Source organism: Streptomyces sp. NBC_00310, assembly GCF_036208085.1.
Taxonomy (GTDB): Bacteria; Actinomycetota; Actinomycetes; order Streptomycetales; family Streptomycetaceae; genus Streptomyces.
Window position 1 is genome coordinate 8,771,382 of record NZ_CP130714.1, and the last position, 25,319, is coordinate 8,796,700.

The 25,319-nt window shown below is 71.1% G+C and carries 17 protein-coding genes; 8 read left to right on the top strand and 9 right to left on the bottom strand.

Annotated elements, in window-relative coordinates; genetic code table 11:
- Nucleotides 1-9: 9 nt before the first annotated feature.
- The 4 genes from OG202_RS38365 to fxsT all read left to right on the top strand — a co-directional run bounded on the left by OG202_RS38365 (nucleotide 10) and on the right by fxsT (nucleotide 8,495).
- Nucleotides 10-2,418: an FxsB family cyclophane-forming radical SAM/SPASM peptide maturase gene (locus OG202_RS38365; protein WP_327727229.1), complete on the top strand. Its 2,409-nt coding sequence runs from the start codon at nucleotides 10-12 to the stop codon at nucleotides 2,416-2,418.
- A gap of 170 nt (nucleotides 2,419-2,588) precedes the next feature.
- Nucleotides 2,589-3,245, top strand: coding sequence for a TIR-like protein FxsC (locus tag OG202_RS38370; protein ID WP_327727228.1), 657 nt, complete (start codon nucleotides 2,589-2,591; stop codon nucleotides 3,243-3,245).
- A 19-nt stretch (nucleotides 3,246-3,264) separates the two neighbouring features.
- On the top strand, nucleotides 3,265-4,503 hold the full coding sequence (gene fsxC, locus OG202_RS38375) for an FxsC protein (RefSeq protein ID WP_327750279.1): 1,239 nt from the start codon (nucleotides 3,265-3,267) through the stop codon (nucleotides 4,501-4,503).
- Entirely contained in the window at nucleotides 4,500-8,495 is a 3,996-nt protein-coding gene (fxsT, locus tag OG202_RS38380; RefSeq protein ID WP_326575373.1) for an FxSxx-COOH system tetratricopeptide repeat protein, read from the top strand. The genes fsxC and fxsT overlap by 4 nt, the downstream gene beginning before the upstream one ends.
- A 78-nt stretch (nucleotides 8,496-8,573) precedes the next feature.
- Here the strand turns inward: fxsT and OG202_RS38385 are convergent, their stop codons facing one another.
- Nucleotides 8,574-9,509 carry an alpha/beta fold hydrolase gene (locus OG202_RS38385; protein ID WP_326575371.1) on the bottom strand — a complete coding sequence of 312 codons (936 nt, stop codon included), beginning with the start codon at nucleotides 9,507-9,509 and terminating at the stop codon, nucleotides 8,574-8,576.
- 343 nt (nucleotides 9,510-9,852) lie between these two features.
- The gene (locus tag OG202_RS38390; protein WP_327727227.1) at nucleotides 9,853-11,577 is read right to left on the bottom strand and encodes an acyltransferase; all 1,725 of its coding nucleotides are present in this window, start codon (nucleotides 11,575-11,577) and stop codon (nucleotides 9,853-9,855) included.
- Nucleotides 11,578-11,758: 181 nt separating this feature from the next.
- On the opposite strand from OG202_RS38390, the gene OG202_RS38395 reads away from it, so the two are divergent.
- Entirely contained in the window at nucleotides 11,759-13,249 is a 1,491-nt protein-coding gene (locus OG202_RS38395) for a hypothetical protein (RefSeq protein WP_327727226.1), read from the top strand.
- Nucleotides 13,250-13,288: 39 nt separating this feature from the next.
- Here OG202_RS38395 and OG202_RS38400 read toward each other — a convergent pair whose 3' ends face one another.
- The 6 genes from OG202_RS38400 to OG202_RS38425 form a co-directional block, all read right to left on the bottom strand.
- On the bottom strand, nucleotides 13,289-15,157 hold the full coding sequence (locus tag OG202_RS38400; RefSeq protein WP_327727225.1) for a serine/threonine-protein kinase: 1,869 nt from the start codon (nucleotides 15,155-15,157) through the stop codon (nucleotides 13,289-13,291).
- 216 nt (nucleotides 15,158-15,373) lie between these two features.
- Complete coding sequence (locus OG202_RS38405) at nucleotides 15,374-16,306, bottom strand: VOC family protein (protein ID WP_326575363.1); 933 nt, start codon at nucleotides 16,304-16,306, stop codon at nucleotides 15,374-15,376.
- Between the two features lie 4 nt (nucleotides 16,307-16,310).
- Nucleotides 16,311-17,309, bottom strand: a complete 999-nt coding sequence (locus OG202_RS38410) for an amidohydrolase family protein (RefSeq protein ID WP_328224266.1) — start codon at nucleotides 17,307-17,309, stop codon at nucleotides 16,311-16,313.
- Nucleotides 17,306-18,445 carry an FAD-dependent oxidoreductase gene (locus tag OG202_RS38415; RefSeq protein ID WP_328224267.1) on the bottom strand — a complete coding sequence of 380 codons (1,140 nt, stop codon included), beginning with the start codon at nucleotides 18,443-18,445 and terminating at the stop codon, nucleotides 17,306-17,308. The genes OG202_RS38410 and OG202_RS38415 overlap by 4 nt, the downstream gene beginning before the upstream one ends.
- An 81-nt stretch (nucleotides 18,446-18,526) precedes the next feature.
- Nucleotides 18,527-19,567 (bottom strand): cyclase family protein, encoded by a 1,041-nt coding sequence (locus tag OG202_RS38420; protein WP_328224268.1) that lies wholly within the window; start codon nucleotides 19,565-19,567, stop codon nucleotides 18,527-18,529.
- Entirely contained in the window at nucleotides 19,564-20,637 is a 1,074-nt protein-coding gene (locus tag OG202_RS38425; protein WP_328224269.1) for a fumarylacetoacetate hydrolase family protein, read from the bottom strand. The genes OG202_RS38420 and OG202_RS38425 overlap by 4 nt, the downstream gene beginning before the upstream one ends.
- 125 nt (nucleotides 20,638-20,762) lie before the next feature.
- On the opposite strand from OG202_RS38425, the gene OG202_RS38430 reads away from it, so the two are divergent.
- From OG202_RS38430 to OG202_RS38440, 3 genes are all read left to right on the top strand, one after another.
- Nucleotides 20,763-21,860 (top strand): LysR family transcriptional regulator, encoded by a 1,098-nt coding sequence (locus OG202_RS38430; RefSeq protein ID WP_328224270.1) that lies wholly within the window; start codon nucleotides 20,763-20,765, stop codon nucleotides 21,858-21,860.
- A 323-nt stretch (nucleotides 21,861-22,183) separates the two neighbouring features.
- A complete protein-coding gene (locus OG202_RS38435) occupies nucleotides 22,184-23,479 on the top strand; it encodes an MFS transporter (RefSeq protein ID WP_443052329.1) in 1,296 nt (431 codons plus the stop codon).
- 201 nt (nucleotides 23,480-23,680) lie between these two features.
- Nucleotides 23,681-24,112, top strand: coding sequence for a PPOX class F420-dependent oxidoreductase (locus tag OG202_RS38440; protein ID WP_326575351.1), 432 nt, complete (start codon nucleotides 23,681-23,683; stop codon nucleotides 24,110-24,112).
- Nucleotides 24,113-24,294: 182 nt separating this feature from the next.
- On the opposite strand, the gene OG202_RS38445 is transcribed toward OG202_RS38440, so the two are convergent.
- A complete protein-coding gene (locus OG202_RS38445; protein ID WP_405895617.1) occupies nucleotides 24,295-25,275 on the bottom strand; it encodes an alpha/beta fold hydrolase in 981 nt (326 codons plus the stop codon).
- Nucleotides 25,276-25,319: the final 44 nt, after the last annotated feature.

Sequence of the window (25,319 nt, forward strand, 5' to 3'; positions counted from 1 at the left end):
ATCGTACCGGTGACGGTGGCGCGGCCCTTCCGCCAGTTTGTGATCAAGGTGCACAGCCGTTGCGATCTGGCCTGTGACCACTGCTACGTCTATCAGCACGCCGACCAGAGCTGGCGCGGGCGTCCGGTGACGATGTCGGAGGAAACGTTCCGTCGTGCGGCTGGGCGGATCGCCGAGCATGCCGCCGCGCACCGGCTCACCCGCGTCCATGTCGTGCTCCACGGCGGCGAGCCCCTGCTCGCCGGACGGGAACGACTGCGCGGCTTCGCCCGGGACCTGCGCTCCGCACTGCACGGCGTGGCCGAACTCGACCTGCGCATGCAGACCAACGGACTCCGACTGGACGACGCGTTCTGCGCGATGCTCGTCGACGAGTCCATCGTCACCAGCATCTCGCTCGACGGCGACGAGGCGTCCAACGACCGCCACCGGATCAGGCGGAACGGCTCCGGCTCCTACCGGGATGTGGTGTGCGCGGTGCGTCTCCTGGGTGCACCGCCCCACCGCGGCGCCTTCGGCGGACTGCTCTGCACGGTCGACGTCGAGAACGATCCCGTGGAGGTGTACCGGGCGCTGGCCGAACTCCGCCCGCCCGCCATCGACTTCCTGCTGCCGCACGCCACGTGGGAGTACCCGCCACCCCGCCCCGGCGGCGAGACCGACTACGCGGACTGGCTGATCGCCGTGCACAAGCAGTGGACCGCGGACGGCATGCCGACACGGATCCGGATGTTCGAGTCCATCAGCCGGCTGAGCCATGGCCGCGGCAGCCTCACCGAGGCGCTGGGGCTCGGCAGTTCGGACCTCCTCGTGATCGAGACCGACGGCGCCGTCGAACAGGCGGACTGGCTGAAGACGGCCTATCCCGGAGCTCCGGAGACGGGCATGCACATCGCCACCCACCGCCTGGAGGAGGCCGCCGAACACCGGGGCATCCAGGCCCGCCGCGCCGGACTGGACGGGCTGAGCGCGCAGTGCCGCGCCTGCCCCGTCGTATCGGTCTGCGGCGGTGGGCTCTACGGACACCGCCACCGCACATCCAACGGCTTCGACAACCCCTCCGTCTACTGCGCGGACCTGCTGAAGATCACCGAGTACGTCCAGTCCACGGAACGCGCCGCCGCCGCCGTCCGCCACGGCTGGCACGCTCTGCCCTGGGCCCACTTCGACGAACTGGCCGGAGGGTACGGCGGCACGGCGGCCGTCCGGTCGCTGGCCGCGGCCCAGAACAGCCAGCGACGGGCCCTGCTGGCGGGCGCCCACCGCGCGGACACCCAGGGTCCGGGCGCCGGCCCCGGGCCCGGCCCAGGACCGAGCCCGGGAAGCGGCGGGCCGGCGGACTCGGTACCGGGCTGGGAGGCGGTCCTCGGTCTGCCCGCGGCCGCCCTGGACGTGCTGCTGGCCGACCCGTACCTACGCGTGTGGGCCCTCGCCTGCGGCCAGTCGGTGCGACGGCGGGCCGAGGGCCACCCGGCCGAGGCCGCGCTGTCGGCCGTCGCCCGCACCGGCGGACAGCTGACCCTGTCCGTCCCGCTGCGGCACGGACCCGAGGGCTCCGCGATCCATCTGCCCGGCGTGGGGCGGCTGTTGCTGCGCGCCGGCAGCCGGGACCGGCGGTCCGGGACGGTCACCGTGACGGCCGCCGACACCGCGCTCACCGTCGAAGGGCGGACCCTGGGCCGGGAACGGCCACCCGACGGCATGATCTGGCAGCCCCTGCGACGCCTGTCCGCGGATGGGCTGGACGTGGCCCTGGACGACCTGGATCCCTCCCGCGACTGTTACGGCTACGAGCCGCTCTCCCGCCTTTCCGAGGCCGAATTCCGGCAATGGGAGGCGATGTTCGGGGAAGCCTGGCAGCTGATCCGGACGGCATACCCCGACTACGCGCAGGGGATCGCCGCGGGCCTGACCACGGTGACCCCGCTCGCGCCCGCACTGTCCGGCGACGACGTCAGCGCCACCTCCCGGCACGCCTTCGGGGCGGTCGGCATCGCGCTGCCCCGCTCGGCCGAAGACCTGGCCATGCTGCTCATCCACGAGTACCAGCACGTCAAGCTGGGCGCGATGTTCGACATGTTCGACCTGCTCGACGGCCTCGACGACCGCCGCTACCACGTGCTGTGGCGCCCCGACCCCAGACCTCTCGACGCGATCGTCCAGGGCGCGTACGCCCACCTCGCGGTCGCCGACGTCTGGTGGATCCGGGTCCGCCGCGGTGCGACCGGTGTCGGACCCGCCCTGTACGAACGCTCCCGCGTGGAGGCGGACAAGTGGCGTACGGCCGTGCTGGACGCCCTCGACACCGTGGCCGGAACCGGCTCCCTGACCGCCCTGGGGCACCGCTTCGTGCGCGGGCTCCGGGGCGAGGCCGAAACCCTGGGCGGAGTGGCCGAAACCGGTCCGATCGCGGTGTAATGACGGGTCAACTCCTGTTCCCCGCACCGGTGTCCGGTACAACTTGCTCTGGCCAACCCCTGGCACCCACAGTAGTTTTCGCGTTCCAATGGATCCTGGAGGAGATCCAGCTGTGATGCTCGGGGCTGGGAGGCCCGAGGTGGGCGACGGGGGAGGGGAAAGGCGAGTCCATGATTCATCCGGCTTCTGAGAAGACACCGGCGACGGTTTCCTCCGATCCGTATGTGTTCTTCATGAGCTATGCGCGGACTCCGTTCAAGGGGGACCGGCCGAAGAAGGACGATTCGGATCTGGCGCTGGAGCAGTTCCATGCCCAGTTATGCAGCGACATCATGCAGTTGACCGACCACGACGGCGAGGAATCACCCGGATTCCTGGACCAGAGGATGGGCGTCGGCGCCGACTGGGAGAACAGACTGAAGCAGGCCCTGGCCACCTGCCGGGTCTTCGTGCCGATCTACACCAGCCGGTACTTCACGCGAGAGTGGTGCGGCAAGGAATGGGACGCCTTCGCGCGGCGTCAGGAGGAACAGCTCCGAACCCGGCCGTACACGGGTAACGCGATCGTCCCCGTGCTCTGGGTGGGGACCCAGCACTGGACACCGCCGCGGGTGGCGGCCAAGGTGCAGTACGCCCACCCCGACCTGGGTAAGGATTACCTGCAGTCCGGTCTCTACGGACTGAAGCAGGCAGGCCGCCGCGTGAAATACCGCAGCTCCGTGTGGGCGCTCGCCCAGATGATCGTCAAAGTGGCTCAGCAGACCAGTCTTGAACCGTGTGACGTGGAGCTGTTCAAAGACCTCCGAAACGTCTTCGAGGGGGACTGACAGGATGCCGATGTTCTTCATGAGCTATGCGCGGGTTCCTGTTCCCCGACACCGGGACGCGTCACAGGATCCCAATCGACTGGTGTTCCGGTTCTTCGACGAGCTGCGCGGCAAAGTGGCGCGTCTGACGAACAGCACACCGGAGCAGGCGGGCTTCATCGAGCTGCCCGGAACACCCGGGGAGAAGTCGATCGAGGCGCTCTACGCCTGCCGGGTCTTCGTTCCGCTGTACTCCAAGCGGTACTTCAGCAACCCCCAGTGCGGGAAACAGTGGACCGCCGTCACCCAGGCCGTACAGGGGATCCGGCCGAGCATAGTCCCGGTCCTGTGGACCCCCCACCTGCCCACCGCGCTTCCCGAGAAGGTCAACGGGCAGTACTTCGAGACTCCGGCCGGTATCGGTGAGGCCGCCGAGAACTACGCCTCCATGGGACTCCACTGGCTGCTCGACCAGATGCTCGATGTGCCCGAACGACCCGCCCCGGAGGACGAGCAGGCGGTCGCGCAGGTCGCCGCCCAGGTGGACCAGGTGACCGACTGGCTCGCCCAGCGCATCGTCGACCAGGCGGCCAGGGTCCCCGAGCGGACGCGGATCTCGTCCGGTGGTGGGCGGCCGCTGACACTGGCGGGGCTGGACGACGCCTTCGCCGACCCGCCCTTCGCCTCCCCGCTGCGCATCACCGTCCTCGCCCCGACCGAGGAGCAGTTACCGGGTGGCCGGGACAACACCCGCTATGGACCGCGCGTCGACGACTGGAGGCCCTACGGGCCGGCCTTCGGTCCCCTGGTCGAGCAGATGGAGGCACTGGCCCGCAACATGGGCTTCCAGCCCAGCGTGCTGCCCTTCCACAAGACCCGGGCCGAGCTGAGAGGCACTGGGCTGCCGGCCGCGCCCTGGATCCTGGTCGTGGATCCCTGGGCGTTGGAGATCCCCCAAATGGCTGCCCAGGCACGGGAGTTCGACAGGGCCAGGCATCCGTGGACCGCGGTGCTCAGTACCCTGGCGGAGGACGACCCGCAGACCAAGGAGGAGTCCGATCGACTGCGCGGTCTGCTGACGACGTGTTTTCCCCGCTTCATCGGCGAGGGGCGTACGGGAGAGCAGGCGGCGGTGCGCGGCCTGGCGGGCGCGGATGTCTTCAGCCGCTGGTTCGGCGAACTGGCCGAGGCGACCAAGATCCGCTATTTGCGGTACATTCATTCGCAATTGTCCCGGAGTGGCACAGGCCTTCGGGACGTTCCGGAGGGCACACCATGACCGGCGATGACGCGGGCGCGGGCAGGATCATCACGTTCTACTCGTACAAGGGCGGTACGGGACGGACGATGGCGCTCGCCAACACGGCCTGGATCCTCGCTTCCTCGGGCAAGAGCGTGCTGGTGGTCGACTGGGACCTCGACGCGCCGGGGCTGGACCGCTTCCTGCATCCGTTTCTGAGCGAGAGCCAGCTGCGCAGCACGCCGGGGGTGCTCGAACTCGTCAGCCGGTCGACCCAGTTGATGCTCCAGAGCTCGAACCTTCTGGAGCAGCCGCACCAGGCCGAACTGGGTTCCGAATCGTCCGCCGCCCTCGACAACTGGGCGGCCGACGGGATTTCCCTCAACAGCTGTCTGATCCAGGTCGACTGGAGTTTCCCCGAGGGCGGCCAGCTCTACTACCTTCCGGCCGGCACCAAGAACAAGGGCTACCTCTCGGCGTTCTCGCAGTTCGACTGGAAGCCCTTCATGGACGGACCGCTGGCCACCAGGTTCCTGGAGGGACTCAAGCACGAGTTCGTCGAGAACTTCGACTACGTCCTCATCGACAGCCGGACCGGACTCAACGACATCTCCGACATCTGCACCGTCAGCCTGCCGCACACCCTGGTCACCTGCTTCACCCCGAGCAGCCAGAGCATCGAGGGCGCGGCCGGCGTCGCCGAGCGCATCGACGGGATGTACGGCAACCGGGACATCCGGATCCTGCCGGTCCCCATGCGGGTGGAGAACGCCGAGGCCGACCGGCTGGACGCCGCGCGGGGGCAGATCCAGTACCGCTTCGACCGGATCGTGCGCAAGCACCTCACCGACCGGGACCCGGAGGACTACTGGGGCAGTGTGGAGATCCCCTACCGGCCCATCTACTCCTACGAGGAGACGCTGGCCCCGTTCCGGGAGCAGCCCGGGGACCCCAAGAGCCTGCTGGCCGCCTACGAGAGACTCACCGAGGTCATCACGGACGGTCAGGTCGCCTCGCTTCCGCGCATCGAGGAGCCGCTGCGGCGGGCGACCCTCGACAGATACACGCGGCACCGCCCGCCGCGCATCTCCGACGTGTACGTCAGCTTCGTTCCGCAGGACCGCAACTGGGCCAACTGGGCGGGCGCGGTCCTGGAACAGGCCGGTTTCAAGGTCCATCTGGCGCAGGAGGGCACGGCCGAGGGCGCACAGCTGAGGGACGAGATCGAACGAGGCGTCGAGTCCGCCTCGCACACCCTCGTCGTCTTCTCCGAGGCCTACCTCAGGTCGTCCCGCTTCCGCACGACCTGGGAGGCGGTCTACGCGGAGGGCGACCGCCGCTCCCACCAGCTCGTGTCGATGCAGGTCGACCGGCAGATCACCCTGGACGCGCCGTTCACGGACCAGCTCGCCGACATGACCCGCTGCGACACCGGGGAAGCGGGCCGGAGCGCTCTGCTGGCGAGCTTCGGCCGCAACGCGGACGCGTTGAGGCACGACCACTTCACGGGCGGCGAACAGAAGTTGCCGCGTTTCCCGGGCGCCGAGCCCCCGGTGTTCTCCGTTCCGCTGCGTACCTCGTCCTTCACCGGACGGACGGAGATCCTGGAAGGCATCCGGGAGAAACTGTGGCAGGACGACACCCGGGCGCTCGTGCTCAAGGGCATGGGCGGGGTGGGAAAAACCCTGCTGGCCCAGGAGTTCGCACACCGCTACAAGAGCGACTACGACGTCGTCTGGCACATTCAGGCCGAGCAGCGGATCCTGGCCGTCGAGCAGGTCGCGGCCCTGGCCGAACCGCTCGGTCTGCCGGAGCGGACGAACCCCACGGACACGGCCAGGACCGTGTACGAGGCTCTCAACCAGGGTGACAAGTACGACAGTTGGCTTCTGATCCTGGACAACGTCCCGGAGCCCGATCACCTCCCCGAGTTCATGATGGACGGCCGGGGCGGCCACATCGTGGTGACCAGTCAGCGCGCCGAGGGCTGGGGACGTTTCGTGGACACCGTCGACGTCCCCGTGTTCGAGCGGGACGAGAGCATCTCCCACCTGCACAGCCGACTGCCCGACTGCGGCTGGACGGAGGCCGACCAGATCGCCGAGGCGCTGGGTGACCTGCCGATCGCGATCGAGCGAGCCGCGGCCTACATCGAACAGACCAGGGCGGACGTCCGCGGCTACATCAAACAGCTCCAGCCCCAGGCCACCGGAGCCCCGGACGAGAACACGGTCGGGGAAGTCGTCAAGTCGAGCACCAACACCTGGGAATTCGCCCTCGGGCAGCTGAAGGAGAAGTTCCCGCCCGCGGTGAAGCTTCTGCAGATCTGCTCCTACTACAGTCCTGAGCCGATCTCGATGGACCTGCTGGAGGGCTTCGAGGTCTCCCGGGTACTGGGCGGGGTCCGCACGGTCTCCCGCGCGTACAAGGAACTCAGCCGCTTCTCCCTGGTCACCGTGGACCGCAAGGCCCGGAGCGTGACGGTGCACCGCATGATGCAGATCGCCATGCGGGAGGAGATGACCGAGGCCGAGCGCGAGGCGGCCCGGGAAGTGGTCTACCGCTCGCTGATCGCCGCGCGGCCGAGCGGGGACGACCCCGAGAACCCCAACACCTGGGAGAAGTACCGCATCATCTGGCCCCATCTCGGCACCCCGTGGGCCGAGACCGCCCCCGACGAAGGCATCAAGGAACTCTTCGTGGACCGCGTCCGCCAGCTGCGCCGACGGGGCGAACTGAGCCAGGCGATGGAGTACAGCCTCAAGCGGGTCGCCTCCTGGTCCCTGGAAGGCTCGCCGGACGAGCGCTGGACCCTCCACATGCGCTTCCAGATCGCCAACATCCTGCGCGCACAGGGCAGATACGAGGAGTCGCTCTCCTTGGACCAGGAGGTCCTGGAACGGCAGCTCGCCGTGCTCGACGACGTCGACGACCAGCACATCCTCATGACCACCAGTAGCATCGCGGCAGACCTGAGAGGCCTGGGCCGGCTGTCCGAAGCACTGCGCTACGACGAGGAGACGTACCAGAGATACGGCGAGATCTACGGCGAGGACCACGCGCGGACCCTCAGCGCCGCCAACAACCTCGCCGTCGCCCTGAGGCTCTCCGGCGACTACCACCGGGCCCGCGATCTCGACCGCAGGACGCTGGAACTGCGCGAGGCGATCCAGCTCCACGACCACCCCCTGACCATCGAGTCGGCGGTGAACCTGGGCCGCGACCTGCGTGACTGCGGCGACTACGAGGAGTCCGTCACGCTGCTGAAGCGCGCGTACGAGCGCTGTCTGCGCAACGCGCGGCTCACCCAGGGGTCCCCGACCGTGCTGAACACGGCCAAGGGGCTCGCGGGTTCACTGCGCAGGGCGGGCCGGGCGGTGGAGGCCGAGGAACTCGTGCGCCATGTTCTCCGGAGCACACCCGAGGGAGAGACGGGAACGACCTCGGAACGCCTGCTGCTGGAGATGAGCCTGGCCGGCGACATGGCCGCGCAGGGGCGCATCGACGAGGGACTGAGCCTGATCCGACGGGTTCTGGGGGACCTGAAGAGCAGTCTCGGTGAAGACCACTCCCACACCATCGCCTGCTCGGTCAACTACGCGGTCCTGCTGCTCGGCGACGGCCTGTCCATGCGACCGGAGGCGGCGGCCGAGGCGCGGGAGCTGCTGCGACTGGCCCAGGTCAAGTTCGCCAAGCTCAACGGCGACAACCATCCCTTCGTCCTCATCTGCCGTGCCAACCTGGCCGTCGCGGACGCCGCGCTCGCCGGGTGGGAGGAGGCCCGCAGAACCAGCGTCGAAGCCTACGACCTGCTCAAGGAAGTGCTGGAGCCCACTCATCCGTCGACGTTGACCTGTGCCGGGAACCTCGCTGTCATCCTGAGCCATCTGGGCAGGGCGGACGAGGCCCGTACCAAGCAACAGGACACGCTGGCGGCGTTGAGCAAGCGCATCGGCAGCGAGCACCCCCGTGTGCTCGCCCTGCAGCAGTGGGATCTCAACTGTCTCGACCTGGAGCCGCACCCGATCTAGCCGCCCCGAGCGGGACGTGCGGTCGTTGCCGGGTGCCGGCAATGACCGCACACGCGGGGGAACATGCGGGGGAAGCCGTCAACGGCGGGCCTCGTCGCGAGCCCAGGCGAGCACCTGTGGCAGCGCCGGCAATGCCGCGAAGTGGGCTGCGGACGGCTGCAGTACGGCCTTGGCCGAGGGAATCTTCCTGGACAGCCAGTGGAAGTGGGCGACCGGGGCGAAGACGTCGTGCTCTCCGTGCCAGAGCATCACGGGCATCGACTCGTCGATCTGCTTGAGGTCGAACCCCCAGTGCGTGCGGAACGCGACCAGATCGTCCACCCAGCCCATCGGCGCGCGCGGATCGTCTGCCGTACTCTCGCCCTGCTCGGTCTGGTCCACGGCGGAGAGATAGTTCCTGAGGAGGTGCTGGCGGATTCCGGCGTCCTCCACGATGACCCGGTCCACCTTGGGCATCTCCCGGTGGAGGGAGGCGAGGAACACCATGGGATCACGCCGGATGGTATCGGCGTTACGGGCCAGCCGGCCGCCCAGCTCGGTCACGTCCGGCGCGTGGCGGTCGAGGAGCTTGTACGTCTCGACATTGGAATCGGACATCCCCTTGAGCCAGTCCAGTCCGTCGCCGTCGGCGTCCGGCGGGGCGAGGGAGACCAACGCGGCGACGCTCACCACCCGGTGGCGGAGGTTGCGCGCCGCGCAGGCCAGGGCATGCGGGGCGCCGCCCGATCTGCCCACCACGGAATACCGGTCGAGACGCAGTGCGCGGGCGATGGCGTCGATGTCCTCGGCGGCGTCGACGACCGTGCGTTTCTCGTGGCGATCGGACCCGCCGTACCCGGGCCGGTCGTAGGCGATGAGCCGCACGCCGAGCTTGTGCAGATCGAAGGTGCGCAGTCGGGGGCCGAGGCGGCTTCCGGGGGTTCCGTGCAGCAAAAACACCGGATGTGCTTTCGGATCGCCCCAGGTTTCATAGGCGATCGTCCGTTCGTCGGACGTCTGCACTGTCGCAACCACCCGATGCCCTCCCGTTGCCAGTGGCCGTGGACTGGAGCGCGGGACCTCCCAGCATTACGCATGGGAAGCCCCGCTCCTAGTAACTGCTCAGCCGTTCTGGCTTCATGTGGCAAGAATTGGGTAAACGTGGCCCGCTCGGCTGTTCATGCCCCAAGGTAGTGCACCGGGCAACGGGTCGCCGGACGAGGACGGAATTGGTGGTGGCCGAGTGAGTCATGGGGTATGCCGCCTCACCGCACTCCTGAGGCCCGTTCCGCCCCTCCGTGGTGCCCGGCACCTGGGTGAAGGCGCGACCACCCGTCCGGAGCAGTACGGACGCTGACGTTCCGGAAAGTGGTGTGTCTCACGCTCCGCCGGCGGGCTCGGGGCGGTGTACACCACGTGGCCGATAGCCCAGTGCGTCGGAGCGGCCCAGGAGGTCGGCCAGCAGCCAGACGATGGCCAACCACATCTCCGTCCCTTGCAGCCCAGGCTCCGGGCCCGGGCCCGCCGCACCCGGTCCGAACCCGAACCCTCTTCCCTCCTGCCAGCGGGTCAGGGCGGCGGTGAGTTGCCGCTCGGCCCACCCGCGGATCTCGGCCGACCGGTACCCGTCGTCGCTTCCGCCCCTGCCGCCCAACTGCCGTGTGCACAGCCACAACGGATGGGCGACGTCCAGTACGTTGCAGGCGTTCTCCCGGCCCGCACCGAAGTAGCGCGGGTCGCGGGCGTGGTCCAGGACCGCGTCCACGACCCGTTCCGGATGGGGGACGGGTACCCCGAACTGGGCGAAGGAACCCCGCGTGAGCCGGTAGTAGCCGTTCACCACCTGGAGGCGGCCCGCGGTGGGTGAGGGACTGCCCCACATGCCGGTCCAGGGGTCGGCCCGGGTGAGGAGCCAGCCGAAGAGGGCTTCGAGGGTGCCTGCGGTGAGGCCGGTCGTGTCAGGTTGTCTCAGGTTCCAATGGGCGGCTGTGGCCCAGGAGTCGATCCAGGCGCCGGCGCCCCACGCCCCATCCCGCCAGGGCAAGTGTTCCAGCCGGGCGATGAGTTGACTGGCCGTCATATCGCTCGCGCCGCGTATCGGTTGTGGCAAGGAAGCGCCCAGGAGGTTCAGCGCGTAGCCCACCGACAGGACGTGGTACAGCGCCGGGCCCTCGCCGGGGAAGCCGTCGGTGTCCATGGGGGGTGGTCGCTCGCCGAGTTCGGGTACCAGGCCGGTCTCCCGGTCCTGGAGTGACACCAGGCGCTCGATGTGTTCGGCCCTGTCCACTTGCCCGGGGGCTGAGGCCAGCAGCAGGTCGGCGATCTCCACGGCGTCGCAGTGGGCCCGCACGGTGGGCGCGGTGCCGGGGCGGTCGGTGTAGTGGTCGCCGTCCCAGCTGAGGGCGAGGATGTCGGCGGCCTGGGCGCGGGCGGTGTCGGCGAACCGGGCGAGCACGTCACCACCGGCCCGGCTTCCCGCCCTCCGCCCCTCGGCCTCTCCGCCTCCTGCCTCCCGTCGATCCCGAATCCTCCGCGCGGGATTCCCCGCCGCCACCGTCCACGCCGGTACGTCCTTCGTCACCACGGCCCCGGCGCCGATCACGCAGTGGTCGCCGATCGTGACGCCGTCGACGACGACCACGTGGGAGCCGATCCAGACGTCGTCGCCGATGGTGATGCCCCGGCTGGTCTGGGGCTGCCGGAAGATCGGCTGGTCGGGGGCCATGGAGTGGTTGAAGCCCAGGAGCGAGGTGTGGGCGCCGATACGTACGCCGGTGCCCAGGGAGATGGTGCCGCGGGCCACGGTGAACGGGTTCAGTGTGCAGTCCGTGCCGGTGGTCAGGTCGCCGGTGACGTAGGCGTGGGCGGCGATGTACGAGTCGTCGCCGAGCCGGAGGAGGCCGGGGAAGACCGCCGCCGAGCCGGCCACGTAGCAACGCTCGCCCACCGCGCTGTCTCCGCCGAGCGACCGCTGCCGCTCCCGCTGCGCGGCCCGTTGCACCTCCGTCGCCTCCTTCTCGAACAGCCAGGGGCAGTGATCGAAACGGTCGGACTGGTCGGACTGGTCGGGGGCGTCTGCGGGCGGCTGCTGTCGGTGATCCATGGGGCGCACGCTAGGCAGACGTGCGCCTCGCGAGGAAGAGGGCCCGAGGGGTGACGCGGTGTACGGGGCCGGGTGGGTGAGAGAGGGCTACGGGCCGGTGTGTCGCGGCTTCCGCGTCGCGGTCGGCATCTCATCCTTTTGTCTCTTTGAAGGCTTGTCGTCATCGCTCCGGGATGGGTCCATGCGTGTGAATGCGAGTGCCACTCCGGTCGTCACGCCCGTCGCCGTTCCGGCGGCCCGCGCGCCGGTCCTCGGCCCCGTCGCCGTGGTCGCCGGAGCCTTCACACTGGCCCAACTCCTGCTCGTACCACCGGGGATGGGGCTCGGCTGGGACGAGACCGTGTACGTCAGTCAGGTCAGCCCGCATGCGCCGCCGGCGTTCTTCAGCGCGCCGCGTGCGCGGGGAGTGCCGTTGCTGGTGGCGCCGGTGGCCGCGTGGTCGTCGTCCACCGGGTTGCTGCGGGTGTATCTGGCGGTGCTGTCGGGGGTGGGACTGTACGTCGCCCTGTGCGCGTGGCGGGGGCTGTTCCCGGTGCGTGTGCGGGTGGTCGCGGGGGCGTTGTTCGCGTCCCTGTGGGTGACCCTCTTCTACGGCCCGCAGGCCATGCCCAACTACTGGGTCGCGGTCGGTGCGCTTGTCTGCGTGGGGTGCTTTCTGCGGGTGCGGAAGGATCCCGGGGACCGGGCGGCGCTGTGGGGTGTGGGCGCCGGTACGGCGTTGATGGCGTGGATGCGGCCCACGGACGCCCTGTGGGTGAACCTTCCGCTGTTCGTGCTGCTGGTGGGCGCACGGGAGTGGCGGCGGCCGCGGCTGCCGGGGGCGATGGTGGTGGGGCTGGGGACCGGGGCGGGGGCGTGGGTCGTCGAGGCGTACACCCAGTTCGGCGGGCCGGCGCGGCGGCTGGCCGACGCGTCGCGGATCCAGGGCGGGCTGGGCTGGAACATCGCCGTCGACGACCAGGTGCGCAGTCTGGTGGGGCGTACGTTGTGCCGTCCGTGCACCGGCGACCTGCCGCATCCGGCGATTTTCGCGTGGTGGTTCGCGCTGCCGGTGCTGGCCGCGATCGGGCTGGCCGTCGCACTCAGGGCCGGGCGGGCGACGCCCACGGTGGTGCCGCTGGTCTGTGCCGCCACGGCCGCGGTCCCGTATCTGTTCCTGATCGGGTACGCCGCTCCGCGCTTCCTGCTGCCCGCGTACGCCCTGCTCGCGCTCCCGGTCGCCGACGCGCTGCTGAGTCTCCTCCGGCGGCCGGGGGGAGCCTGGCGGCCCGTCCTCGGGGCGGTCGTGGTGCTCGGGGTCCTCGGGCATCTGGCGGTGCAGTACGCGGTGCTGGCCCGCACCGTCGAGCGCACCACCGCCTTCCATCGCGACTGGGACCGCATCGCCGCCGAACTGCGTCGCCTCGGCGTGCGGCCGCCCTGTCTGCTGACCGGTGACTACGCCATCCCCATCGCCTACTACGCGGGCTGCTCCTCCGCCCACACCCACGGCAACAACGCCAACACCACCCGGGAGGGCATCCTGCGCACGGCCGAGCGCGTCCCCGTCGCCGCCCTCGTCGCGCCGGGGGGCGGCCCACCCGAGTTCGCGCGCGCGTGGCCCGCTCACCGGGCCGCCGGGTTCCGGCTGTATGTGGCGCCGACGGGGGACCGGGCACGCACGGCGCCCTAGGGGGAGATGACCGGCCGGTGGATCGCGCCGGGCGGGGGATCAGGAAACGCCGGTGATGAAGCCGTCCCTGGCCTTGTCGAAGGTGGGGCGGTAGGCGTCCCAGTCCGCGTCCGGGGCCGAGAGGTAGATGTCGTACTCGCGTTCGCCCTCGCGGCCGAATCCGAGGTCGATGGCGCGGAAGGCGCGGGCCCGGCCCTGGAAGGTGAACTCCCAGACGGCCGCCGGCTGCCCGCGGAAGGTGGTCTGCTGCATACGCAGCTTCCGGTACGAGCCGGGGTAGTTGATCTTGGTGTTCGCCTCGATGTCCTTGAAGTGGGCCAGGGGGTGCGAGCCGGCGGGGTCCACGACACCGATCGTGAGTTCGACCAGGTCTGTCTCGTCGGTGTAGGAGATCGACTCTGCCGTCCGTTTGCCGGCCTTCCAGCCGTCGGGGACGGGGAAGGAGACGCCGAGGGTCTCGTCCGTGACCAGGTGGAAGCCGTCGGGGACGGGGGAGGGGGCGTAGGACGGGGGCGCGGTGGAGCTTCCGCTGCCCGGGGAGGCGGCGCCCCCCTCGGGGTTCGACCTGAGGTAGAGCGCGGCGCCGACGACCGTGGCGGCCACGGTCACCGTGACGGCGACCGTGACGGCGACCGGGACGGCGATCCGGCGCTTCGTCCGACCCGGGCGGGTCGGACGGCCGGCCTCAGGGCCCGCGCCTCCCGGGCCGTGCGCGTCGTGACCGTCGTGACCGTCGTGAGCGTCGTGCGGGGTGCCGGGGGAGCCGCCCCGGCGGCCGTCGAGGTCCGGTCCGCCCCGGCCGCCGCCGTGCTCCCGCTCACGATCGGCCACCGGGTCGGTTCCCCGGTCCGTTCCGCCCCCCGCGCCCTGGCCCGTGCCCCAGCCCGTTCCCGTCCAGCCCGTTCCCGTTCCCGCTCCCGAGAGTGTCCTCTGGTCCGTGTGCCGGCCGCCGGTCGTCCGCTCGTTGTACTCGTCGTACGAGCCCCCGTCGGCCCGGCCCCCGGCCCCCACTATCGGCTGGGCGATCGTCACCTGTCCGGAGACCACGGCCCGCAGTGCGCGTTCGGTCTGTTCCGTCGTGGGGCGGTCGGCCGGGTCCTTGGCGAGGAGGGCCTCGATGAGGGGTTCCAGGGCGCCGCCCCGCTTCGGGGGCTCCAAGGGGTCCACGGCGATGGCGTACGCGGCCTCCATCGCGGTGAGGCGGCGGAACGGCGGGCGGCCCTCGACCGCCTGGTAGAGCGTCGCGCCCAGGGCCCACAGGTCCGAGGCCGGGCCGGGCTTCTGGCCGCGGATCCGCTCCGGGGCCATGTAGTGGATGGAGCCGACCATCTCACCGGTCTTGGTCAGGGTCGAGGCGTCCGCGGTCATCGCGATGCCGAAGTCGGTGAGGACGACGCGACCCTCGGCGCCGAGCAGGACGTTGCCGGGCTTGACGTCGCGGTGCAGGACACCGGCGGCGTGCGCGGCCCGCAGCGCGGCGACCATGCCCAGACCGATACGGGCCGCCTCCTCGGGCGGGAGGGTCCGGCTGTCCGTGAGCAGGTCGGCGAGCGTGGGAGCCGGCACGTACTCCATGACGATGCAGGGCCGACCGTCACCGGCGCCGCCCCGGACACCGTCCGCGTGGCCGTCCGCGTGGCCGTCCACATGGTCGTCCACGACGTCATGGACGACGATCACGTTCGGGTGCGCGATCCGGGCCGCGCTCCGGGCCTCGCGGCGCGTGCGTTCGTACAGGGTGACGAGGTCGTCGGGCGACAGATGCGGCTGCACATGCAGCCGCTTCACCGCGACCTGGCGGTCGAGGACCTCGTCCCCGGCCCGCCACACCGTGCCCATGCCACCGCGGCCTATCTGCTCCGTGAGCCGGTAGCGCCCGGCGACGAGCCGCCCTACGTCCGACACCACGTGCCCTCCGCCAGCCCTGCATACGTTCGATTCGCCTCGTCACCATAACCGGCCCGAGGTGAGGGCAGGGAGGAGGACCGGTCCCAGGGGCGGGCGGTGAGCGGTCCGTGGCGTCACGGCGTCACGGAGTCACGGAGTCACCGAGTGTGTGCCGGTGAAGGGTGCGGGCCGCCCGGTCGGGGGCCCGCACCCTGACAGGCTCGGGTCGCTCGTTCCTCACACCGGCGGGGCGACGAAGACTCCGCGGTCGACGTCGTTGAAGGACTCCTTGGCGACCAGCTCGTTCATCGGGTTGGCGGTGCCCCACTGGTCGGTGACTTCGGGCCGGGAGAAGTCGTAGACGTGCGGGTGCCAGGTGTCCTCGTCCAGCAGTTCCAGCTCCGTCGTGTACTCGACGGTGTTGCCGTGCGGGTCGAGGAAGTAGGTGAAGGTGTTGTCGCCCGCCATGTGCCGACCGGGACCCCAGACCTTCTGGTGACCGGCCCGGATGACGCGGCCCGAGCCGCGCATGTACTCGTCGATGCCGCGCATCTCGAAGGAGATGTGGTGCAGGGAGGTGTGCGGGCCCTTGGCGATGGCCATGGAGTGGTGCTGGTTGCTGATCCGCATGAAGTGCATGACGTCACCGACGTACGGTGAGCTGAGCGTGTCGGAGTGGCGGAAGCCGAGGTGACGCTCGTACCACTCGCGGGTCCTGTCGAGGTCCGGGGAGTTGAGGACGACGTGCGACAGCTTCACGGGGATCGCCTCCTTCTCCTCGATCTTGCGGTGTTGCCGCACCTCGACGTCCGCCGAGACCTCGATGGTCCGTCCGTCGATGTCGAAGAAGCGGAAGCCGTAGCCGCCGCCGGGGGTGTCCACCTTGCCCGGCTGGGCGAGCAACTCCACACCACCCGCGAGAAGTCGCTCGGCGAGCGTGTCGACGTCCTCGGTGCTCGCGGCGCCGTACGACACGAGGTCGAGCCGCTTCTCGTCGGCCTTGCGAAGCCGTACGACGTACTGCTCGGGGGAGCCCTCGGCGGCCAGGAAGGAGATGCCGGAGTCCTCGGCGACCTTGGTGAGGCCCCAGACGCCCGCGTAGAAGTCGAGTTGCTTGTCGTAGTCGGGCACGGCGAGGTCGACGTGCCTGAGGTGGGTGAGCAGACGCATGGTGTCAGTCCTTCCGGAGGAGGGCGGCGGCGTTGGCGCCTCGTACGGCGTGGAAGTCGGGGTCGGTGAGCCGGGCCGCGCGCAGGGCGCCGACCGGGTCCTCGGTGCCCATGTCGAAGGGGAAGTCGGAACCCAGCAGCACCCGGTCGGCACCGGCGACGCGGATCAACTCCCGCAGTACGTCCGGGTCGTGGACGAGCGAGTCGAAGTGGATCCGCTTGAGGTAGCTGCTGGGCGGGTGGGCGCAGCCCGCGCCCGCGTCGGAGCGGGTCCGCCAGGCGTGGTCGGAGCGGCCGATGTGGGTCGGGAGATAGCCGCCGCCGTGCGCGGCGATGATCCGCAGGCCGGGGTGCCGGTCCAGTACGCCGGAGAAGATGAGGTGGGACAGGGCGACGGCGTTCTCGGTGGGCTGGCCGACCACGTTGGACAGGTACCACCGGTCCAGACGCTCGTCGAGCGTGCAGCCGAAGGGGTGCAGGAAGAGGAGCGCGCCCGTCGCGGCGGCCCGGGCCCAGAAGGGCTCGTAGGCCGGGTCGGACAGCTCCCGGCCCGGCGCGTGGGAGGAGATCTCGACTCCCAACAGCCCTTGCTCCAGGGCGTGTTCGAGCGCACGGACGGCCTGCTGCGGGTGCTGGAGGGGTACGAGGCCGAGGCCGCGCAGCCGGTCGGGTGCCTGGGCGCAGTGCGCGGCCGTCGCCTCGCCCGCCAGCCGGTACACCTTCTCGGCCGTCTCCTCGTCCGCCCAGTAGTGGTAGTGCGAGGGGGACGGGCTGACGAGCTGGACGTCCACACCCTGGGCGTCCATCGCGGCCAGCCGTACGGCGACGTCGGTGGCCCTGGGGAGGAGGGCGCGGACCATGGGGCCGCTGACGGCCAGGGAGGCCGGGCCGTTGCGGCGGGCGTCCAGCGCCCTGGCCTCGGCCAGACCGGGGAGCCCGGCCACCGCCTCCTCGACCTCGGGGATCAGGATGTGCGCGTGGACGTCGACGGTGGGGGCGGTCACGGCGCGTCCGTGAGGAAGGCCATCGTGCGGCCGATCAGGCCGGGCACGTCGGCGTCCCGGACGCCGTCCAGCTGCCACTGCCCGAGCTGCACGGACGCCTCGACGACGGTCCGCACGCGCGGGATGCGGCGCTCGTAGTAGGCCTGGAACAGCTCGTCGTCCCATGGCCGTCCGCCGGTGAGCAGCTCGGCCAGCACGGAGGCGTCCTCCAGGGACTGGGCCGCGCCCTGGGCGAGGGTCGGCGGACAGCAGTGCGCGGAGTCGCCGACGAGCACGACTCGGCCGCGGTGCCAGGAACCCTCGACCAACAGCCGGTTGAACCAGGTGTAGTTGACCTTCTTCGGGTCGGTGATGTGCTTGGTGATCTCGGGCCAGTAGCCGCCGTAGTGCTCGGCGAGCCGCCGCATCTCGTCCGCGTAGGACTCCGGAGGGATGGAGGCGCGATCGCGGTTGGCCTCGACCACATAGGCGTAGACCGTGTCCTCGCCCGTCGGGCAGAAGCCCGCGATGTACGCCGGGCCGCCGTACGCCAGGTCCGTGCGGACCACGCCCTCGGGGCGCGGGGCCGGCGCGCGCCAGATGGCCATGCCGGTGGGTTCGGGCCGGTCGGTGATGCCGACGGCGGCGCGGGTGGCGGAGTTGAGGCCGTCGGCGGCGATCACCAGGTCGTAGCGGTCAGCGGTGCCGTCGCTGAACCGCACCGACACACCCTCGTCGTCCTGCTCCAGGCGCTCGGCGGTGGTGCCCAGGCGCACACCGGCGCCCGAGGCGCGGACCGCGTCGATGAGGATCTGCTGCAGCCGGGGGCGCCGCATGCCGAGCGTGGCAGGCAGGTCCTCCCCGCCCGTCCTGATGTCCTCGGCCACGTGCATCACGGTGCCGTCCGGGGTGGTCACGCCCAACGAGGCGAAGGCGAACCCGGAGGCCTCGACCTGCTCCCAGACGCCGAGTTCGCGCAGGACGCGCAGGGCGTTGCCCTGGAGGGTGATGCCGGAGCCCGTCGTGGCGTTCCAGTCCGGCTCGGCCTCGATCAGGTCCACGGCGAGGCCGGCGCGGCGCAGCAGGACGGTGACGGCGTTGCCGGAGGCGCCGCCGCCGATGACGAGGACTCTGCGGGGGCCGGTTCTCTCGGGCATGGGGAACTCCCTTGTTCCGTCGGTCGGTTGACGGCGAGTGGTGGTGTGAGCAGGGGGAGGGGTGGAGGGAGGGGCAGGGGGTTATTTGACGGCGATCGGGTTGACCGGGGAGCCGACGGCTCCGGTGATGGGCAGGGGTGCGGCGGTGAGCCAGAACTCGTACACGCCGTCCGCCGCGCAGTCGTCCGCGAGGGCGTCCGGGTCCCACATCTCGCCGATGAGCAGCCCGAGGTGGGGGATGGCGATCTGGTGCAGCGGCTGGAAGGCGTGCTCGAACTCGTTCGGCCGTACCTCGAAGCCCCAGGTGTCGGTGGCGATCGCCGCGATCTCGGTGCGGTGCAGCCAGCCGGCCGTGGTGAACGACAGTCCCGGAGCGTCGCCGCCCGCGTAGTCGCCCCAGCCCTCGCGCCGGGCGCGGGCCAGCCGCCCGGTCCGTACGACGACGATGTCACCGCGTCCCACAGTCACCCCGTGGGCCTCGGCGGTCGCCGTCAGATGCTCCTCGGTGACGGCGAACCCGTCGGGCAACTCGCCCTCCTCGCCGATCACTCGGCCCACGTCGAGGAGGACGCCGCGCCCGGCCACGTACGGCGCCATGTGCTCGATGCCGGTGACGAGGTCGCCGTCGGAGGTGACGACCTTCTCGGCCCGCCGCCCGTTCCAGGCGTTGCCGTGGTCGAAGATGTGCCCGAGGCCGTCCCACTGGGTGGAGCACTGCAAGGGCATCGCGATCACGTCGTCGGCGCCGCCGATCCCGTGCGGGAAGCCCTGATTGCCCAGTGCCGCGTCCGTGCCCGTGTCGAGCATGGTGTGCACCGGGTTGGTCCGGCGCCGCCAGCCCTTCTGCGGGCCGTTCATGTCGAAGCTCTGCGAGAGCGAGAAACTCACCCCGCGCCGCACGAGGGCCGCGCCCTCCCGCCGCTTGGCCTCGTCGAGGAAGTTGAGCGTGCCCAGTGCGTCGTCCTCTCCCCAACGCCCCCAGTTGGAGACCGACTTGGCGGTGGCGGCGATCGCGCCCTCGGGGTCCGCACGGTCGTGGGGGAAGGCGGAGGAGGAGGGGGAGGCGGAGGAGGAGGGGGAGGCGGAGGAGGAGGGGGAGGCGGAGGAGGTGGGAGAGGTCATGACGCGGACTCCTCGGCGACACAGCGGGTGCGCTGGGCGCCCAGCCCCGTGATCGAGCCGTCCATCACGTCGCCGCCCCGCAGCAGCCGTCCCCAGTGCATGCCGTTGCCGGCCGGGGAGCCCGTCAACACCAGGTCACCCGGCAGGAGTCGGGCCGTCCGCGAGGCGTACGACACGAGTCGCGCCACCCCGAAGAGCATGTCCTTGGTGGACTCGTCCTGCATGGTCTCGCCGTTCAGCTTCAACGTGACCCGCAGGTCGCCGGAGTCCGCGACCGAACCAGCCGGCACGATCCACGGGCCGAGCGGGGTGAACCCGGGCGCGTTCTTGCTGCGCAGCCAGTCGGTGCCGATCGCCTTCATGTCCCGGCGGAAGACGGTGGCCCGGTCGGTGAGGTCGTTGGCGATCGTGTAGCCGGCGACGTGGTCCATGGCCTCCTCGACGGACACCCGGTAGGCGGGCCGGGAGATCACGGCCGCCAACTCCAGTTCCCAGTCGGGCTGTTCGGCCCAGGAGGGCAGGACGACATCGTCGTAGGGGCCCGTGATCGCGCTCGGCAGACCGATGAACACGTACGGCAGGTCCTCGGCCGCCCGGCGGTCCATCACCGCGGCGATCTCCGCCCGCGCCTCCGCGACCGAGCGGGGGTCGTCGGGCGAGCGGTGGGCGACCTCCAGGTCGATGACGTGCTGCCGGTAGTTGGCGCCGGACTGGAAGATCTGGCGGGGCTCGACGGGTGCGTGCACCCGCAGCCCGTCGAGCGGCTGCCAGGCGTCCGAGGAGGCGTTCGAGACGGTGTCCGGGGAGGCGTTCGAGGTGGCGTCCGGGGACGCGTCCGGGGAGGCGTCAGGGGACGCTGTCGCCGCCAACTCGTGGAGGCGGGGGAGCAGTTCGTCCCAGCGCTCCAGGAGGGTGCGGATCGTCAGGTCCGGGGCGGCCAGGGCCCGCCGCAGGTCGAGCGCGCGGCGGTCCGGCGTGACCAGGGTGGGGAAGGGAGCCCCGTCGAGGGCTGAGACGGTGCCGAGGGCGAAGGGTCCGGCGAAGGCGGCGGACGCGGCTGGGGGTTTCACGAACGTGTCCTCCTCGTTGCGATGCGACTAATCTGGCCCGGCATCTCGTAATCTGGGAAATCGATTCTGTGGATGCGGATCATCCACCCTGTTTATGCCGCAGCCTTCGCACGCGGGAGCGCACCGTGAACCTGGCCAGCCTCGACCTCAACCTCGTCGTCGCCCTGCGCGCACTCCTGGAGGAGCGCAACGTCACCCGGGCCGGCCGCCGGGTAGGGCTGAGCCAGCCCGCGATGAGCGCCGCCCTCGCCCGGCTGCGGCGTCACTTCGACGACGACCTGCTCTCCCGCGTCGGCGGCCACTACGAGCTGACCGCCCTCGGCCAGGTCCTCCTCACCCGCACCTCGACCGCCTGTGACCTGCTGGAACGCCTGTTCACCAGCCAGGCCGACTTCGATCCGGCGGTGGAGTCCCGTGAGTTCACTCTGGTCGCCTCCGACTACGCGGTGGCCGTCTTCGGCGCCGAGCTCGCCCGGGTGATCCACCAGGAGGCGCCGGGCATCCGGCTGCGCTTCACGCAGACGCCGCCCGGGCTCGTCGAGGGGCTCGGCACCCTGCTCAGCACGACCGACGGGCTGCTCATCCCGCACGGCATCATCAGCGACTTCCCCGCCACCGGGCTCTACCAGGACCAGTGGGTCTTCCTCGTCGCCGAGGACAACCCCGAGGTCGGCGAGAGCCTCACCCGGGACGACCTGACCCGGCTGCCCTGGGTGACGTACCAGCGCACGTACGACGCCCCCGCCGTACGGCAGCTCGGCATGCTCGGCATCGAACCCCGGGTCGAGGTCTCCGCCGACAGCTTCACCGTGCTGCCCTTCCTCGTCGCCGGCACCCGCCGCATCGCCCTCGTCCAGCAACTCCTCGCCGAACGCCTCCGCGACGTCGCCCCCGTGCGCGTCATGAAGGCGCCGTACGAGACGGTGCCGCTCCAGGAGGCCCTCTGGTGGCACCCGGTCCACACCCACGACGCGGCCCACATCTGGCTCCGGGAAACAGCGGCGCGCGTGGGGGCGGCGGTGGGCGCGGCGGCGGGGGAACCGGATGCGCGGACGGGGCCGGGAGCCGCGGCGGTCTCCGACGGGGCGGAGGATTCCGAGGGAGCGGAGGATCCTGAGGGAGCGGAGGATCTTGAGGGAGCGATGGATGCCGAGGGAGCGATGGATTCCGCCGCCCCGGCCGCATCGGCCTCCGCCGAGCCGCCCGCGTCTGACACGAGGTAGGCCGTGCCGCCTCCGGGAAGGGCTGCGTCTTCCCTCGCGTCGGCCGCTCCCGCGCGGAGCGGACCGGAGGGCTGCCGAGCAGGCCTTCTTCGGCCCTGGCGGAGCTCGGCATCCATCGGGCGGATGGGCGTTATCCGGTACTTCGATCACCTGGAGGCTAGGCGAGGGACGCGGCCTGGCTCATAGTCGGGGCAGTTCCCCGATGCCCGCCGCTCGGGCTTCGGGGGCGTTTCCCCCGGGTGCGCCGGTGCCCCGCGGCGTGGTGACGGCCACGGCGACGGTACGGCCCCGCACTCTTCCGCCACCGCTCGTGGAGTTCCCGTATGCCCGAATCTCTGTCCCTGCCCGCGTCTCCGCCCGCTTCCGCCTCCGGCGCCGTGCCCCATGGCGGCGGCAAGGGGCGTGCCGCGCTCCTCATGGCCGGCAGCTGTCTGCCGGTGCTCGGCGCCGTCCTCATCGCCCCCGTGCTGCCCAGGATGCAGGATCACTTCGCGTCGGTGGCCGGCGCCGAGGTCCTCGTCCCCGTCGTCCTGACCGTTCCGGCGCTCGCACTCGCCCTGCTGGCACCCTTCGCCGGGGTCCTCGTCGACCGGCTCGGGCGCAAACGCCTGCTCGTCGTCGCCACCGCGCTGTACGCGGTCTTCGGCACCGCGCCCCTGTGGCTGGACTCGCTCGGCGCGATCGTCGCCAGCCGGGTCCTGGTCGGCGTCGTGGAGGGCGCCATCATGACCTGCTGCACCACGCTGATCGGCGACTACTACACGGGCCGGACGCGGGAGCGCTACCTCGCCCTGCAGACCGTGTGCGCCTCCGCCTCCGCGACCGCGTTCTTCGTCATCGGCGGCGCGGTCGGCTCGGCGGGCTGGCGCGCACCCTTCTGGCTCTACGCCGTCGGGCTGCTGCTCGCGCCCGTGATGGCGGCCGCGCTGCCCAGGCCGCGCCCGGGCGGGACCGACGCGGCCCCCGGAACCGGCGTGACCGAGGAGCGCGACGGGGCCACCGGCGCGGCCACGGCCGCCGGAGTCGCCGAACTCCCGTCCCAGGTGCGGCCGTTCCCGCTGCGAAGGCTGGCCGGCATCTGCGTACTGACCGTCTTCGGCGGCATGGTCTTCTACACCGTGCCCGTGGAAACGGCGTACCTGCTCGACGACTTGGGCGTGACGTCCACCGGTGTCATCGGTCTGGCCACCGCGCTCGCCAGCGCCGCCACCGTGGCCGGTTCCCTCGCCTTCACCAGACTGCCGGGCACCCCCGAGAGCCGGCTGCCCGCCGTGCTCGCCCTGTGCGCCGCCGGGTTCGTGGTGATGGGCCTGGCCGGCAACCCCGTGCTGCTGATCGCGGGCGGCATCCTCAACTGCGTCGGCACCGGCATCCTGCTGCCCTCGCTCCTCACCGTGGCGATGTCCCGGCTGGACTACGCCGACCGGGGCCGCGGCACCGGGCTGTGGACGGCGGCGTTCTTCGCCGGAGAGTTCGTCTGCCCGCTCGTGCTGCTCGGCGTCGCCGCGGCGGCGGGCGGCCTGGCCGCCGCCGTCGGACTGCTGGGCATCGCCTCGGCCCTGGTGTCGGCCGGGCTGCTGCTCGCGCGGCGCCGGGTGCGAGCGGTGGAGTCGCGGTAGCCACCGGCGTCGCGTGTGGGCTTCGGCAGCCCCGCGAGCCTCGTGGTACCGCGGCGGCTGCTCCGGGACGGCGGGCCGTCGGCTCCACCCCCGAGCGGCACGCCCGTTCCCCTTCCCCGCTCATCGCCCCCGTCCCCGGCCGCTCCCGCTCCTCGTGTCGTTCTCGACCTTCATGCCGATGGGAAGGGCGATGATGCTCGTATGACCGTGACACCGTTCAACCCGCGTGCACTGCTGGCGAAGAGCCGGCTCGGCGTCCTCGCCACCCTCAAGTCGGACGGCCGCCCCCAGCTGTCCCCCGTCATGCCCTTCTATGACGAGGAGGCCGGAGTCATCCGCGTCTCCACCACCGAGGCGACCGCGAAGACCGCCAACCTGCGCCGGGACCCGCGCGCCGCTCTCGAGGTGACCAGCCCCGACGGCAGGTCCTGGGCCACCGCCGAGGGGACCGTCCGCCTCACCGGACCGGGCACCGACCCCGAGGGCCCGGAGGTCCAGGCCCTGGTGGACTACTACCGGGCCGCCGCCGGGGAGCACCCGGACTGGGACGAGTACCGCGCGGTGATGGTCTCCGACCGCCGGGTCCTCATCACCCTCACGGTCGACCATGTCTACGGCGCCGCGATCGGCTGACGGCGCCGACGCGCACCCCTGACCAGGGCGGCGTGTACCCGTGACCAGGGCGCCGGAGGGCGTGCACCCCTGACCAGGGCGGCGTGTACCCGTGACCAGGGCGCCGGACGGCGTGCACTCCTGACCAGGGCGCCGGACGGCGTGCACCCCTGACCAGGGCGCCGGACGGCGTGCACCCCTGATCAGACGGCTGGGTCGTGCCCGTTCCGTGCGTCGACGGAGGCCATGAACTCCAGCATCCGACGGTTCACCTGCTCCGCGTGGTCCATCCACGGTCCGTGGCCGGTGTCGGAGAAGATCTCCGCCCGGGCCCCCGGTATCAGGCGCGGCACCCGCTCCACCTGTCGCCGGGGGTGCACGAGGAGGCTGCGTCGGCCGAGCGCCAGGTAGAGAGGGGTGCGGACGGTGGACAGTTCCTCGTCGGTGAGGGGCAGGGGAGCGGGGCGGCGGATGCGGTAGGCGCGGACGGCCGTTCTGATCATCGTGCGCAGCTCGGGCACGACGAGGACCGGCTGCTCCAGCCAGGCCGCCAGACGCGGGCGCAGCGCCTTGGGCGCGAAGGTCGCGAAGAGGCTGGCGAAGATCCACACGAAGAAGCGCAGCCCCACCTTCTCCAGCCCGCCGGGGTCGAGGAGCGTGACCGAGGCGAGGCGGCCGGGGGCGCGGTGCGCCTGGTTCAGGGCGAGCCAGCCGCCGTAGGAGGCGCCGACCAGATGGACGCGGTCGAGCCCGAGCCCGGCGAGCGTCTCGTCCAGCCAGCGGGCGGCGTCCTCGGGCCGGTGGATCGGGGCGCGGGGGACACTCCGGCCGGGGTCGCCCGGGGTGTCGAGGGCGTAGACGGTTCGCTCGGCGCTGAGGGCGGGGGTGTTCGGGTACCACATGGCGGAGCAGGAGCCCGCTCCGTGAATCAGGACGACGGGGGTCCTTGACCGGGCCCTCGGGTCGGCCGGGCCGTAGCGGTACACGTGCGTGGTGCCGAACGAGGTGTTCACGTCCTGTTCCTCGCGAGCGGTCGCGCCCAGCGCGTACACCGCCTCGCAGGCTGCGAAGTGGCGGTCGCGCAAGGCGTCGCTCACATAGCGGCCGACGTCGGCACGGTTGCTGGCAACGGTCGGGGACACGTCCACCTCCGAGGTCTCGGTTTCGTGATACGAGCGTACCATGATGTTGGTACGGATGTACCATCAAGGCTCCTCGCCGACGAGGA

Excerpts from the sequence above, each read along its gene's own strand:
- OG202_RS38415 (WP_328224267.1), bottom strand. The coding sequence starts at position 18,445 with ATGCCCGAGAGAACCGGCCCCCGCAGAGTCCTCGTCATCGGCGGCGGC.
- OG202_RS38370 (WP_327727228.1), top strand. The coding sequence starts at position 2,589 with ATGATTCATCCGGCTTCTGAGAAGACACCGGCGACGGTTTCCTCCGAT.
- fsxC (WP_327750279.1), top strand. The coding sequence starts at position 3,265 with ATGAGCTATGCGCGGGTTCCTGTTCCCCGACACCGGGACGCGTCACAG.
- OG202_RS38395 (WP_327727226.1), top strand. The coding sequence starts at position 11,759 with ATGCGTGTGAATGCGAGTGCCACTCCGGTCGTCACGCCCGTCGCCGTT.
- OG202_RS38440 (WP_326575351.1), top strand. The coding sequence starts at position 23,681 with ATGACCGTGACACCGTTCAACCCGCGTGCACTGCTGGCGAAGAGCCGG.
- OG202_RS38420 (WP_328224268.1), bottom strand. The coding sequence starts at position 19,567 with ATGACCTCTCCCACCTCCTCCGCCTCCCCCTCCTCCTCCGCCTCCCCC.
- OG202_RS38390 (WP_327727227.1), bottom strand. The coding sequence starts at position 11,577 with ATGGATCACCGACAGCAGCCGCCCGCAGACGCCCCCGACCAGTCCGAC.
- fxsT (WP_326575373.1), top strand. The coding sequence starts at position 4,500 with ATGACCGGCGATGACGCGGGCGCGGGCAGGATCATCACGTTCTACTCG.
- OG202_RS38405 (WP_326575363.1), bottom strand. The coding sequence starts at position 16,306 with ATGCGTCTGCTCACCCACCTCAGGCACGTCGACCTCGCCGTGCCCGAC.
- OG202_RS38435 (WP_443052329.1), top strand. The coding sequence starts at position 22,184 with ATGCCCGAATCTCTGTCCCTGCCCGCGTCTCCGCCCGCTTCCGCCTCC.
- OG202_RS38445 (WP_405895617.1), bottom strand. The coding sequence starts at position 25,275 with ATGGTACGCTCGTATCACGAAACCGAGACCTCGGAGGTGGACGTGTCC.